The following is an 11,980-nucleotide window of genomic DNA, read 5'->3' on the forward strand; positions in this document are numbered from 1 at the left end:
CACAGGAGACATGATGCTCGGACTCGGAATCATCGGATGGATCATTATCGGCGGTCTGGCCGGCTGGATCGGCAGCAAGATCATGGGCACCGATGCTCAGCAGGGCATATTCATGAATATCGTCGTCGGCGTGGTCGGCGGCCTGCTCGGCGGGTTCCTGCTGAAGCTGATCGGCGTCGACGTCAACGGCGGCGGCTTGATCTTCAGCTTCTTCACCTGCCTGGCCGGCGCGGTGCTCTTGCTGTTCATCGTCGGCAAGGTCACCGGCAAGCGTTAGCCGGATTCGACGGGGTTTCACCGGGCGCGCTCCGGGTACGCGAATGCAGGGACGCACCCGCATTCGCGAGGAGGATCATCGTGCCGCCCTATCACGGTTCATCCGAAGCCACCCTCGAAAAAAGCCCCCGAGAACCCATCATTCTCGACGATCTCGATGCCCCCGGCCTGCTCCTGCTCCTGGTCGGGGTCATCACCCTGGCCTGGACGCTCACCGCCAACGATCCCGATCTCAGCGCCGCCACCATCACCGGCGCCACCGTCACCGCCTGCGCCCTCGTCTCCGGAGCCATTTGGGTTACCCTCGAGCACACCCGCTCCCGAACCCACGAGGACCCATGTCAGGCACCGAAAGAACGCACCCGCACCTCGCCGTGATCATGGGTGTCTCCGGCTCCGGCAAATCGACCGTCGCCGAAGCGCTTGCCGCACAACTCGGCTGGGAGCTACTGGAAGGCGACGACCTGCATCCCGCCGCCAATATCGCCAAAATGGCCGCCGGTCACCCGCTCACCGATGCCGATCGGGAACCGTGGCTGGAGGCCATCGCGGCCTGGATCGCACAGCGCGTGGACGCGGGGGAGTCCGGGCTCGTCACCTGCTCGGCGCTCAAGCGCTCGTATCGAGACATCCTGCGCGCACCCATGATTCGGCATCCCGAAGCCGAACTGACCTTCGTGCTGCTGACCGGTTCGCGCGAGTTGCTGTTGCAGCGCATGACCGAACGCCCCGGGCACTTCATGCCCGCCTCGCTGCTGGATTCCCAGCTCGCGACCCTGGAGCCGCCCGGCCCGGACGAGAATTCGGTCACCGTCGAAATCGGCCCTCCACCTGCTGAAGTCGCCGCAGCGGCTCGGAAAGCGCTGGGTCTCGAAACATAATCACTTGCGCGCCCGCGTCTTTCGCGGTCGCAGCATCCGCAGTCGCGCCTCGGCGGCATCGAGGAACAGCTCGAGCGCGTAATCGTAAGAGTGACCGCGCATTTCCCGCCGCAGCAGGGGAGCGAGCGCGGTCAGATTCGGATACGTCTCCGGCGGCAGTGCCGGATACGTCGAATCCCACACCGCACACTCGGCCTGCTGCGCCGCCGCCGGCAGCGCCGCCCAGCACGCCTGCAACGCCGCGCTGGCCAGCCCCTGGTCCACGAGCGTGTGATACAGCCGCACCGCCTCCTCGTCCGGGAATCCCGCCCGCCGCAGCACGCCGAGAATCGCATTGACCGAGGTGGCTTCGTTGCGCCGCCCGGTGGTGCGATACATGGTGAGCATGGCGACCTGCGGGCAATCGAGATAGCTGTCCCGGATCCGATGCCCGATCGAGCGCAGATCCTGCCGCCAGTCCCCGCTCGGCTCCCAGCCGGACATGGATCGCCCGATCAGCTCGTCCGCCACCGCCAGCAGCAAATCGTCTGTGCCGCTGAAGTATCGGTACAGCGCGGTCGGGTCCGCGCCGATCGCCGCACCCAGCCGGCGCACCGACAATCCGCCCTCCCCGTGCACGGTCATCAACCGCAGCGCGGTCTCCACGATCAGCTGCTCGGACAGCACCGCTCCCTGTTTGCTGGGACGGCGTCGAACGCGCGGTGTTCCGGGACTTCGGGTTTGCGTCATGCGCGGCACCTTATGTCAACAGTATTGACCTAAAGATACGTCGACATTTCTCATGTGCTAACCCAAACAGCTCTTTTCGGAAGTTGAAGCACATGACCACACACATGCGTAGGTCACTCGGCGTTCTGGACAATGTCGTCATCGCTGCCTCCACCACCGCGGCCACCACCAGCATCGGCATCGGATTCGGTCTCACCGCGGGCATTGTCGGCCTGCATCTGCCCATCGTGATGGCGCTGGCATTGGTGCCGGTCGCGTGTATCGCGGGCGCGTACATCCGCCTCAATCGCGTCGAACCCAATGCGGGCAACACCTACGTCTGGGTCGGCCGCTCGCTGAACCCGTGGCTCGGGTTCCTGTGCGGCTGGGTGATGACGGTGAGCATGGTGTTGTTCCTCGCGTACACCACCACCGTCACCGGATCCGCCCTGCTCGCCCTGGGCGGCCAGCTCGGCCTGCACTCCCTCGGCGGGCTGGAGCTCGAGCCCGGATCGACCCTGCAATCCACCCTCGTCGGCCTGGTACTCCTGGTCGCCGCCATGCTCACCGCGGCCGTCGGCGTCGACGTCGCGGCTCGCTTCCAGCGGGTACTGCTCATCTTCGAATACCTTGTGCTGCTGGGCTTCTGCGGGTACGGGCTGTTCGTCGGCGATCAGCCGTTCAGCCTCGACTGGCTGAATCCGTTCGACATCCCCAGCGCGGCGGCCTTCGCCCAGGGGATGGTCACCGCCGTCTTCTGTTACTGGGGTTTCGACGCCGCGTTCAGCATGGCCGAGGAGGTGCGCGACAGTCACAGCGCGGCGCGGTCGGGCATCATCACGCTCGCCGCGGTGCTCGGGCTGTTCCTGTTGGCCGCCTTCGCATTTCAGCGCGTGCTGCCCTTGGACGAGATGGCCGACCACGGGGCCGAGGGACTGGTCTACTTCGGTGACGCGCTGGCGACCTCACCGTTGACCTTGCTGCCCATGATCGCGCTCACGTTCTCGGCGGTGGCCTCGCTGCAAGCCGGCGTGCTGCCCACGGTGCGCGGCATGTTCGCCATGAGCCGCGATCGCACCCTGGGGCCGGTGTGGTCCCGCGTGCATCCCCGCTACGGCACGCCCGCCGCGGGCACCATCCTGCTGGGGGCGCTCGCCATCGCGGTATGCCTTGTCGCCCTGGCAATTCCGACCGTTCCCGATCTCATCAACGCGACCGTCAACGCCATCGGGATCGTGGTGGCGCTGTACTACGGCGCGACCGCGCTGGCCGCCGCCTCCCGCTTCCGCGCCCAGCTGCGCACCGGGCTCCGCGACGCCCTGGTCGCGGTGGTGCTCCCCGTCGTGGGCGCGCTCATTCTGTTCACGCTCGCCGGGTACCTGTGCTGGACCTACTGGTCCGGCGTCGACCACTACGAGGTGGACGCCCACAACGGCTGGTTCATCCTGTCCGTCCCTGCCTTCATGGTGGTGTCCGGCCTGGTCGTGGCCGCCTATGCCAAATGGGTGCGCCGCGCCCCCTACTTCCATCGCAACCCTTCACCCGCCCCGGCTACTACCGTGGCCACCATGACAGGAGCAACCGAATGACGCCCGCCGACCTGGTCTTCACCGGTGGCACGGTCCTCACCATGGACTCCGCCCGCAGCCGCGCCACCGCCCTGGCCGTCACCGGCGACCGCATCACCGCCGTCGGTCACGCGGAGGTCCGGGACCACATCGGCCCCCGTACCGAAGTGGTCGATCTGACCGGTCGTGCCCTGCTCCCCGGCTTCCAGGACGCCCACATCCATGCTGCGGCGGCCGGCATCGAACTCGGGCAATGCGATCTGACCGGCACCACCTCGCTGCCCGAGTACTTCCGCCGCATCACCGCCTACGCCGCCGCCAATCCGACTCGTGCCTGGCTCACCGGCAGCGGCTGGTCGCTCGAATCATTCCCCGGCGGTACTCCCACCCGCGCCCAGCTCGACGCTCTCGTCCCGGACCGGCCCGTCTATCTCACCAATCGGGACCACCACGGCGCGTGGGCCAACACCCGAGCGCTCGAACTGGCCGCCATCACCCGCGACACCCCCGACCCCGCCGACGGCCGCATCGAACGCGAACCCGACGGCACCCCAACGGGAATGCTGCAGGAAGGCGCGATGCACCTCATCGAACGCCTGCTGCCGCCCGTCACCGCCGAGGAACGCCTCGCCGGCCTGCTGCGCGCGCAATCCCTGCTCCACTCGCTCGGCATCACCGCTTGGCAGGAAGCCATCGTCAAAGCCGACGGCAGCGACATGGATTCCGCCGCAACCTATTACGAGGCCGCCGAACGTGGTCTCCTCACCGCTCGCGTGGTGGGCGCCCAATGGTGGGATCGCGAGCAAGGCGCCGAGCAGATCCCCGCAATGCTGCTGCGCCGCAAGCAATTCGCCGCCGATCGCTTCCGGCTCGACACCGTCAAGATCATGCAGGACGGCATCACCGAGAATCAGACCGCCGCCATGACCTCCCCCTACCTCGACACGCACGGCTGCTGCACCACCAACGCCGGTCTCAGCTTCGTCGACCCGACGGCTCTGCGCTCCTACGTCACCGACCTGGACGCCCACGACTTCCAGATCCACTTCCACGCCCTCGGCGACCGTGCCGTGCGCGAAGCCCTCGACGCCATCGAAGCGGCCCTCACCGCCAACGGCCCCCGCGGCAACCGCCACCACCTCGCCCACCTCCAGGTGGTCCACCCCGAGGACATCCCCCGCTTCCACCGCCTCAACGCCATCGCCAACCTGCAGCCCCTCTGGGCCGCCCACGAACCCCAGCTCGACGACCTGACCCTCCCCTTCCTCCCCGAACCCCTGCGCGCCAGCCACTACCCCTTCGCCGACCTCCTCCACGCCGGCGCCACCCTCGCCTGCGGCAGCGATTGGCCCGTCAGCGACCCCAACCCCCTCGCCGGCATCCACGTAGCCGTCAACCGCATCCACCCCGGCACCACCAACCCGCCCTTCCTCCCCACCCAACGCCTCGACCTCATGACCGCCCTGGCCGCCTACACCGCCGGCTCCGCCCACGTGAACCGCCACCCCCACACCGGCACCCTCACCCCCGGCCACTACGCCGATCTCGTTGTCCTGAACCAAGACCCGTTCACCACCACCCCCACCACCCTGTCCGAACTCAAAGTCGACCAAACCTACATATCCGGCACCCAAGTCTTCGGCTAACTCTCTCCCCGACCACATTTCACCCCCACCCACCCTGGATCAAGATCATCACCACCCCCGCCAGCCACCGCCCACACGCCCGTTAACGTGCGGATTTGGAGATCCAGGGGGGTCCTGGGGTAATCTCATCGAGCACGAAGCGAGAGCCCAGTGCAACGGGCTGTGGCGCAGCTTGGTAGCGCACTTGACTGGGGGTCAAGTGGTCGCAGGTTCAAATCCTGTCAGCCCGACAAGGCCAGAGGCGGTTTCCGCCTCTGGCCATTGTCATTTCCAGGACCTTCCGGTCAAGACAGGTACAGGTCCCAGTCGTAGTTCCAATCCATCTTGCAGGTCCAGTTGTGGTACTTCGCATTGGGCAGATCCACGATCGCCTGGCCGAAGCTGGTGCACTGCGCCTTGGTGTTGTAGGTGCCGTAATAGACGGCGGCGTTGGCGACCGCCGAGCTTCCGGCGACGATTCCCGCCGCCAGCAGACCGGCCCCCACGATGGTCTTGATACGCATGTGTTTCTCCTCGAGTCGGGGTCGGCCCTCCCTTGCCTTCCCCATTGATTACGAAATCGACTGTAGGAGAGAACGAACCGCGAAACAGTCCACCCAGGGGTGCGGACGGCACCACCAAGAGGGAGAGAACATCCGTACGAGGTGTGCTCACTTCGGAGTGCTCGTAATCGTCAGCTCTCGATGACGACTTGTACCCGATCGGTGTAGAAGGCGACATGGTCGGCGATAGGCGCGACGGCTTCGTAGGGCTCGTGGTAGACCCATACCGCGTCGGTCAGGGGCCCTTCGGGCAGGTCGACGGTGTAGTAGGACGCGTCGCCCTTGTAGGGGCAGTACGTTTGCGTGGCGCTGGGCATGAGCAGTCTCCGGTCGACATCCTCGAGCGGGATGTATTGAACCGGCGGATAATTCGCCTCTTGGAGGGTCAGCGCCCGGGTGGTCTCGGCGACCACCTGCCCGCCCGCGCGTGCGACGACACGCTGCCCTGTCTTCTCGATGGTGATGGGGTGGTCGGGTCCGGGGATTCTGCGTTCGCGACTGGCCATAAGCGGTCCAACGCTCGCTCGCTGTCGCCTATGCCCACATAGTGTTCGCTCGGAGTTCGGCACGGCGGCCGTTGTCGTAATGCTGATGGGGCAGGGAAGATGACCGTGCGGATCTCGAAGCCGAAGTCCGACCTGCCATTCCAGCCGCCTTCAGCGGGGATCAGCGACAAAACGGGGGCCACATGACTTACGTACCAGCGCCGTTCTTTCGACGTCTCGCCGCGAGAATCCTCGACCTGACGTTCTGCCTCCTGCTGACCTTTGTCGTCGCCATCCCGGTCTCCATCGTCTTCGTCCCCATCCAGCTGTCCCTCGACGAATCACGCCGGGACATCGCCGTGACGATAGGAGCCTGGCTGTGCTACTTCATCGCCTACGTCGGACTCGAGGTGTTTCTGCTCGTCCGCCGCGACGGTCAGACTCTCGGCAAGGGTCTCCTGGGCCTGCGAGTGGTGCACTCGGATCCGCGGCGGCCGCGGATCACGTTGCTTCCCGCTGTCGGCCGCATGCTGATCATCTTCCTGCCGTTCGTGTTCACGTCTTTCGCCGGCCGGTACCCCGAGGCGGGTCTCTTGAACGCGATTTCGATCATCGGCCTGCTGTCGATCGTCATCAGCTTGATCCTCGCCGCCGTCCCGGCCAGGGGTCGACGAGCTCTTCACGACCTTGCCGCGGGTAGTCGAGTAGTGCGGGCGGAGGTGCGGAAGATCCGGTTGCGGCAGGATCTTCCGATGGTGCTGCCCGGCAAGGTGGATATGACGAAGCGGTACTGACGCGGCGCGTTATGCCAGTTCGGCGACCGGCCGTAGGAGGAGTTCGGTGACGTAGCGGTCGTCGGAATTGGCCCATGCGCCGAAGTCCTTGTCGCGGTAGGCGGTGGCGAGGGTGAGCCATCCGAGGAAGAAACCGCTTCCGCCGCAGGTGGCGCTGCCGCCGTCGCCGCCGCAGACGATCGTCGGGTTGGTGGTGAACTCGTGTCGGTACGGGTCCTGGCCGATGTGCAGGCCCCATAGGTTCGGGGTTCGGTGTGGGCCTGCCGGATGGTCGTATGGGTAGCCGTCGGGGAGGGTGTCGTCGCCCCATCGGAAGAGAGTGGAAGCTGCTGCGCCACAGGCGTATTCCCACTCGTCGGGGCTGCTCGCTCGCAGGCCCAAGGCGGCTGTCTTATGCAAGGCTTGTTCGTAGGAGACTTGTTCGACTACTCGGGCGCGGCGTGCTTGGCCCTGTTCGTCGAATTCGACCTTCAAGCCTCCGTCGTGGCCGACGCGCACGATCTCGCCGCCGATGCGCGGACCGGACTCGGCAACCAGGTCCCGGACCCGCGGGTCGTCGATCGGCACACTCTGGACACACGGTTCCAATGCCTGGACGCCGACCAGCATCGCGGGCAGCTCGACCGTGCGATCCGGCGAGGTCATCGCATCGACGAACTCGGTGATCGCGGGCAAGTCGTACTCCTCGGCGCTGTCGGCGTAGCTGGCTGCCTGGTGTGGTGATGGAACGAACCGATCGCCCTCGTATCCGAGTCGCACCCGGGCCGCCGGGAGCAGCGACAACCGCACGCCGGCCCGCTCGAACAGGGCAATGCGCTGTTGCCGGCCCGCGTACTCGTGCTGGAAGACACCGACCAAATCCACATCGTTCTCGCGAGCTATCGCACGAGCGATCCGCACTGCCGATTCATCGGAAAGTTCCCGCCACCGCGCAGAGGTCAGATCAGCATGTGCCACCCCGGCATTCTGGCGAGCCGGTCGAACCCTGACAAGTCGGATCCGCGCTACCGGAGAAACAGTGCACGAAGGTCATCGATTGCGTGGCGGTCCGGTGGGTAGAGCGTGGAAGTAATGTCTCGATCACTGTCAGGAGGACAGCCATGCCGGCCAAGCCGATTCAGAGCCCACTCACTGACGACCAGCTGCGGGTAACCGGTGACGCGCTGCAGCAGACGGTCGTCGATTTGATCGACCTGTCGCTGATCGCCAAACAGGCGCATTGGAACGTCGTCGGATCGCATTTCCGATCGGTGCACCTGGGACTCGACGAAGTCGTCGCCGCGGCACGGGAATTCACCGATGCCGCCGCGGAGCGGGCGACCGCGATCGGGGTCAGCCCGGACGGGCGCGCCGCGACCGTGGTCAAGGAGTCCAGCGCCGCCGGGGTCGAGGACGGATGGCAGCCCGACACCCAGGTGATCGCCTCGATGGTGGACAACCTGTGGGCGGTCATCACCCGGTTGCGCGGGCATATCGAGGCCACCGAGACCGCCGATCCGGTCACCCAGGACCTGCTCATCGCCATCGCCGCACGGCTCGAGCAACTGCATTGGATGTGGCAGGCACAGCAGGCGTAGCGGACGAGGCTGCTGGCGAATAGCTACCTCGGCACCGGGTATCCGCCGGTCATGGAGATTCTCATCATCATCGGCCTCGTCGTGCTGGTAGCGCTCGTGGTCGCGGGCCGCCGCCTCCGTGGTCGTGGCCAGGACACCGACCTGTCCACCGGCAATCCGCCGTCGAGCAAGAACATCGACGACATCTGACAGCTCATCGGCCCGGATGCCGCGGACGACCAGGCGGCCCGCTCACGAACCGTCGTTCACCACGGTGACGACGGTATCCGGCGCTATCGGCCGGGTGATCGACCAGTACGGCCGGAAATGGCATTTGGCCATCTTCCACGAGCCGTCCTCGATGACGTACTCGTCGTCGTACTCACCGGTCGAAACGGTCTCGGTGCCGTTGACCAGGTTGACCTGCCGGAACCGCAGCGTCCACGCGCCCACCGCCGTCGTCGCCGAGGTGACGGTGATATCGGGCAGCACGCCATGGTGCATATCGAGAATCACCGGTTTCCCGTCGACCCGTTGCAGCGCAATGGTTTCGAACACTTTCGCGATCCCGTCCGCGTCATCGAACCGGCCCAGCGCACCGAAGTCGATCGAGGCGCCCGCGGCGATGAAGCAGTCGCGAAATCCACGCGGATCCTTGGCGTCACAGGCCCGCCAATAGCGATGCTTGAGCGCCTTGATGGCCTCGACGGTCTCCATTCGCGCCACGCGCTCCCGCAACTCGTCGAGCTCGGTTCGATCTTGATTCACGCCCGTGACGGTATCGGCTCGACCTGTGCGGTGCCGGGTAATGCCGGACACCGCATGCTCACCACCCGTAATCGTGGCCGCTCGGAATGGGCCGCCCGGGCTGCGGCCGTCGCGGCGGAGCAGGCCGGTGCGGTGGTGGCTCGGGGGAGTCGAGATCGTAGGCGGTTTCGGCGTGCTCGGCCTCGTCGATGCCGGTGGCCTCGGCTTCCGGGTCGATGCGGAATCCGACGAGTTTGTCGATGAGCCAGGCCAACAGGAGCGTCACCAGGAACGAGTAGGCCAGCACCGCGGAGGCGGCGATCACCTGGCGCTGCAACTGGGTCCAGCCGCCGCCGGACAGCAGCCCGTCGCCGCCCGCCGGATTCACTCGCGCGTCGGCGAAGACCCCGGTGAGCAGGGTGCCCACCAGTCCGCCGCCGAGGTGGACGCCGACCACATCGAGTGAATCGTCGTAGCCGAAGCTGAATTTCAGGCCCACGGCCAGCGCGCAGACCGCACCGGCGGTGAAGCCGATGACCAGCGCGCCGAGCGTGCCGACGAAACCGCACGCCGGGGTGATGGCCACCAATCCGGCGACCGCACCGGAGGCGGCGCCCAGCGCGGTCGGCTTCCCGTCGCGGAACTGCTCGACGATGATCCAGCCCAGCAATGCCACGCCCGCCGCGATCGTGGTGTTGGTGAAGGCCAGCGCCGCGAGATCGCCTGCGGTCAAAGCGGATCCGGCATTGAACCCGTACCAGCCGAACCACAGCAGCGCCGCCCCCAGCAGGGTGAACGGAACATTGTGCGGCCGGGCGATATTGCGCGGCCACCCGTGCCGCCTGCCGACCACCAGCACCAGGGCCAGCGCCGCCGCGCCGGCATTGATGTGCACCGCCGTCCCGCCCGCGAAATCGAATGCCTTGAGCTGGTTGGTGATCCAGCCGCCCTCGTCGAACGAATTACCGGAGGCGTCGGTGGCGGTATACCCGGTCACGCTGAAAACCCAGTGCGCCACCGGGAAATACACCAGGCTCGTCCAGCCCACCACGAACAGCACCCACGCCCAGAACTTGGCTCGTCCCGCGATGGCCCCCGATATCAGTGCGGTCGTGATGACGGCGAACATCAACTGGAACATGACGAATGCCATGGTCGGAACCTGATGTTCGGCGGGACCCGATACCGTGCCCTGCGTTTCGCGCAGCAGCACATGCTTCGTCGAACCGATCAATCCCTGCCAGGAGTCGGCGCCGAATGCCTCGCTGTACCCGTATATCGCCCAGAGCATCGTCACCACGCCCAGGCACACGAAGTTCATCATCAGCATGTTCAGCACGCTCTTGCCGCCGACCATGCCGCCGTAGAAGAAAGCCAATCCCGGCGTCATCAACATGACCAGGGCCGCGCTCGCCAGCAGCCACGCCGTATCTCCCGAATTCACACCAGCTACCTCAAATCCGACGGGAATTGCGCACAGCATCGGGAACTTCTGTTGCGTCCGATCTGCCGATTGTGTTTCCGGCCAGTGAATTCGGATCCGAGATAGCTGGTGGCGGCAGCGGCTATGCGGGGCGTTCGACCGGATCGACCGCGCCGCGGCGGTCGATGGCGCGCAGCACCGGTTCGACCACGCGCGCCGCGACCGGACCGAGCACGGCCATGATCAGGACGTATGTTGTTGCGAGAGCGGAGAATTCGGCGGGGACCGCGCCCGCGGTCACGGCCAGGCCGGCAATGACGATGGAGAATTCGCCGCGCGCGACCAACGCGGCACCGGCGCGCGCCCGGCCGTAGCGGGAGGCCCCGGCGCGGCGGGCAGCCCACCAACCGGTCGCGATCTTGGCGATGGTGGTGACCACGGCGAGTGCGATGGCCCAGCCGAGTAGCGGCGGGATGCTGCGGGGGTCGGTGCTGAGGCCGAACAGTACGAAGAACAGCGCCGCGAACAGATCGCGCAGTGGTTCCAGGAGTTTGGTGGCGTTGTGTGCGGTGGAGCCGGAGATGGCGATGCCGAGCAGGAACGCCCCGACCGCGGCCGAGACCTGTAGCGAGGAGGCGATTCCGGCGACGAGCAGCGCCGCGCCGAGGAGTTTGAGCAGGAAGATCTCGCGGACGTCGCTGTCGACGACCATCGAGACGTATTTGCCGAAGCGTAGCGCGATGACGAGCACGACGGTGACGGCCGCCAGCGCGATGCCGACGGTCTGTATCCCCGCCAGGAAGCCGGCGCCCGCCAGTACAGCGGTGAGGACCGGCAGGTAGGCCGCCATGACGAGATCCTCGAACACCAGGATGGACAGCACGGTCGGGGTTTCGCGATTGCCGAGGCGGCCCAGATCGCCGAGCACCTTGGCGACGATTCCGGAGGAGGAGATGTAGGTGACGCCGGCCATTGCGACCGCGCCGGTGACGCCCCAGCCCAGCCACAGCGCCACCAGCACACCGGGAGTCGCGTTCAGGACCAGGTCGAGTACGCCCGCGGCCCGGGATGCGCGCAGGCCGTGCACCAGTTCGCTCGCGGTGTACTCCAGGCCGAGGAGCAACAGCAGAAGCACCACGCCTATTTCGCTGGCCAGGTGAATGAAGTCGTCGACATTCTCACCGAGGGCGACGAGTCCGCCCTTTCCGAAGACCAGGCCGCCGATGAGATACAAAGGGATGGGCGACATCCCGATGCGCGCGGCCGCTCTGCCCAGCATTCCCAAACCGAAGAACACCGCGCCCAGCTGGATCAGCGCGAGTGCGGTTTCGTGTGCCACCATTTACTTTTCAGC

At 66.3% G+C, this 11,980-nt stretch carries 15 protein-coding genes and 1 tRNA gene; 9 read left to right on the forward strand and 7 right to left on the reverse strand.

Annotation, left to right across the window (positions count from 1 at the left end):
• The first annotated feature begins 13 nt into the window (after positions 1 to 13).
• The 3 genes from NY1_RS17320 (at position 14) to NY1_RS17330 (ending at position 1,157) form a co-directional block, all read left to right on the forward strand.
• The gene (locus NY1_RS17320) at positions 14 to 277 is read left to right on the forward strand and encodes a GlsB/YeaQ/YmgE family stress response membrane protein (RefSeq protein ID WP_067714488.1); all 264 of its coding nucleotides are present in this window, start codon (positions 14 to 16) and stop codon (positions 275 to 277) included.
• An 80-nt stretch (positions 278 to 357) separates the two neighbouring features.
• Complete coding sequence (locus NY1_RS17325; protein WP_067713939.1) at positions 358 to 654, forward strand: hypothetical protein; 297 nt, start codon at positions 358 to 360, stop codon at positions 652 to 654.
• Complete coding sequence (locus NY1_RS17330; RefSeq protein WP_067713941.1) at positions 615 to 1,157, forward strand: gluconokinase; 543 nt, start codon at positions 615 to 617, stop codon at positions 1,155 to 1,157. The genes NY1_RS17325 and NY1_RS17330 overlap by 40 nt, the downstream gene beginning before the upstream one ends.
• Here the strand turns inward: NY1_RS17330 and NY1_RS17335 are convergent, their stop codons facing one another.
• Entirely contained in the window at positions 1,158 to 1,886 is a 729-nt protein-coding gene (locus NY1_RS17335; RefSeq protein ID WP_067713943.1) for a TetR/AcrR family transcriptional regulator, read from the reverse strand. It abuts the gene before it with no gap.
• A gap of 92 nt (positions 1,887 to 1,978) precedes the next feature.
• On the opposite strand from NY1_RS17335, the gene NY1_RS17340 reads away from it, so the two are divergent.
• From NY1_RS17340 to NY1_RS17350, 3 genes are all read left to right on the forward strand, one after another.
• Complete coding sequence (locus NY1_RS17340) at positions 1,979 to 3,454, forward strand: APC family permease (protein ID WP_067713946.1); 1,476 nt, start codon at positions 1,979 to 1,981, stop codon at positions 3,452 to 3,454.
• Complete coding sequence (locus NY1_RS17345) at positions 3,451 to 5,079, forward strand: amidohydrolase (RefSeq protein ID WP_067713948.1); 1,629 nt, start codon at positions 3,451 to 3,453, stop codon at positions 5,077 to 5,079. The genes NY1_RS17340 and NY1_RS17345 overlap by 4 nt, the downstream gene beginning before the upstream one ends.
• Before the next feature lie 156 nt (positions 5,080 to 5,235).
• Positions 5,236 to 5,309 (forward strand) — tRNA-Pro (locus NY1_RS17350).
• Positions 5,310 to 5,363: 54 nt separating this feature from the next.
• Here the strand turns inward: NY1_RS17350 and NY1_RS17355 are convergent.
• Together NY1_RS17355 and NY1_RS17360 are read right to left on the reverse strand one after the other, a co-directional pair.
• Positions 5,364 to 5,582 (reverse strand): hypothetical protein, encoded by a 219-nt coding sequence (locus NY1_RS17355; RefSeq protein WP_067713950.1) that lies wholly within the window; start codon positions 5,580 to 5,582, stop codon positions 5,364 to 5,366.
• Between the two features lie 170 nt (positions 5,583 to 5,752).
• Positions 5,753 to 6,127 carry a DUF427 domain-containing protein gene (locus NY1_RS17360; RefSeq protein WP_067713952.1) on the reverse strand — a complete coding sequence of 125 codons (375 nt, stop codon included), beginning with the start codon at positions 6,125 to 6,127 and terminating at the stop codon, positions 5,753 to 5,755.
• 182 nt (positions 6,128 to 6,309) lie between these two features.
• Between NY1_RS17360 and NY1_RS17365 the strand changes: the two genes are divergently transcribed.
• The gene (locus NY1_RS17365; protein WP_067713954.1) at positions 6,310 to 6,900 is read left to right on the forward strand and encodes an RDD family protein; all 591 of its coding nucleotides are present in this window, start codon (positions 6,310 to 6,312) and stop codon (positions 6,898 to 6,900) included.
• A 9-nt stretch (positions 6,901 to 6,909) separates the two neighbouring features.
• Here NY1_RS17365 and NY1_RS17370 read toward each other — a convergent pair whose 3' ends face one another.
• On the reverse strand, positions 6,910 to 7,800 hold the full coding sequence (locus tag NY1_RS17370) for a hypothetical protein (RefSeq protein WP_218028379.1): 891 nt from the start codon (positions 7,798 to 7,800) through the stop codon (positions 6,910 to 6,912).
• Between the two features lie 200 nt (positions 7,801 to 8,000).
• Here NY1_RS17370 and NY1_RS17375 point away from each other — a divergent pair, with 200 nt between their 5' ends.
• Positions 8,001 to 8,477, forward strand: coding sequence for a Dps family protein (locus tag NY1_RS17375; protein ID WP_067713956.1), 477 nt, complete (start codon positions 8,001 to 8,003; stop codon positions 8,475 to 8,477).
• 51 nt (positions 8,478 to 8,528) lie between these two features.
• Positions 8,529 to 8,666: a hypothetical protein gene (locus NY1_RS42990; RefSeq protein WP_157762292.1), complete on the forward strand. Its 138-nt coding sequence runs from the start codon at positions 8,529 to 8,531 to the stop codon at positions 8,664 to 8,666.
• Positions 8,667 to 8,708: 42 nt separating this feature from the next.
• Here the strand turns inward: NY1_RS42990 and NY1_RS17380 are convergent, their stop codons facing one another.
• From NY1_RS17380 to NY1_RS17390, 3 genes are all read right to left on the reverse strand, one after another.
• Entirely contained in the window at positions 8,709 to 9,173 is a 465-nt protein-coding gene (locus tag NY1_RS17380) for a nuclear transport factor 2 family protein (protein WP_067714491.1), read from the reverse strand.
• A gap of 109 nt (positions 9,174 to 9,282) precedes the next feature.
• Positions 9,283 to 10,686, reverse strand: coding sequence for an ammonium transporter (locus NY1_RS17385; RefSeq protein WP_084535052.1), 1,404 nt, complete (start codon positions 10,684 to 10,686; stop codon positions 9,283 to 9,285).
• An 82-nt stretch (positions 10,687 to 10,768) separates the two neighbouring features.
• Positions 10,769 to 11,968 (reverse strand): cation:proton antiporter, encoded by a 1,200-nt coding sequence (locus NY1_RS17390; RefSeq protein ID WP_067713959.1) that lies wholly within the window; start codon positions 11,966 to 11,968, stop codon positions 10,769 to 10,771.
• Positions 11,969 to 11,980 lie beyond the last annotated feature (12 nt).

Origin of the sequence: Nocardia yamanashiensis NBRC 100130, assembly GCF_001613325.1 — a bacterium.
Classification (GTDB): Bacteria; Actinomycetota; Actinomycetes; order Mycobacteriales; family Mycobacteriaceae; genus Nocardia; species Nocardia yamanashiensis.

Coding starts and splice junctions, on each gene's coding strand:
- NY1_RS17375 (WP_067713956.1), top strand. CDS start 8,001: ATGCCGGCCAAGCCGATTCAGAGCCCACTCACTGACGACCAGCTGCGG.
- NY1_RS17345 (WP_067713948.1), top strand. CDS start 3,451: ATGACGCCCGCCGACCTGGTCTTCACCGGTGGCACGGTCCTCACCATG.
- NY1_RS17335 (WP_067713943.1), bottom strand. CDS start 1,886: ATGACGCAAACCCGAAGTCCCGGAACACCGCGCGTTCGACGCCGTCCC.
- NY1_RS17380 (WP_067714491.1), bottom strand. CDS start 9,173: ATGGAGACCGTCGAGGCCATCAAGGCGCTCAAGCATCGCTATTGGCGG.
- NY1_RS17340 (WP_067713946.1), top strand. CDS start 1,979: ATGACCACACACATGCGTAGGTCACTCGGCGTTCTGGACAATGTCGTC.
- NY1_RS17390 (WP_067713959.1), bottom strand. CDS start 11,968: ATGGTGGCACACGAAACCGCACTCGCGCTGATCCAGCTGGGCGCGGTG.
- NY1_RS17360 (WP_067713952.1), bottom strand. CDS start 6,127: ATGGCCAGTCGCGAACGCAGAATCCCCGGACCCGACCACCCCATCACC.
- NY1_RS17365 (WP_067713954.1), top strand. CDS start 6,310: ATGACTTACGTACCAGCGCCGTTCTTTCGACGTCTCGCCGCGAGAATC.
- NY1_RS17385 (WP_084535052.1), bottom strand. CDS start 10,686: ATGCTGTGCGCAATTCCCGTCGGATTTGAGGTAGCTGGTGTGAATTCG.
- NY1_RS17330 (WP_067713941.1), top strand. CDS start 615: ATGTCAGGCACCGAAAGAACGCACCCGCACCTCGCCGTGATCATGGGT.
- NY1_RS17355 (WP_067713950.1), bottom strand. CDS start 5,582: ATGCGTATCAAGACCATCGTGGGGGCCGGTCTGCTGGCGGCGGGAATC.
- NY1_RS42990 (WP_157762292.1), top strand. CDS start 8,529: ATGGAGATTCTCATCATCATCGGCCTCGTCGTGCTGGTAGCGCTCGTG.
- NY1_RS17320 (WP_067714488.1), top strand. CDS start 14: ATGCTCGGACTCGGAATCATCGGATGGATCATTATCGGCGGTCTGGCC.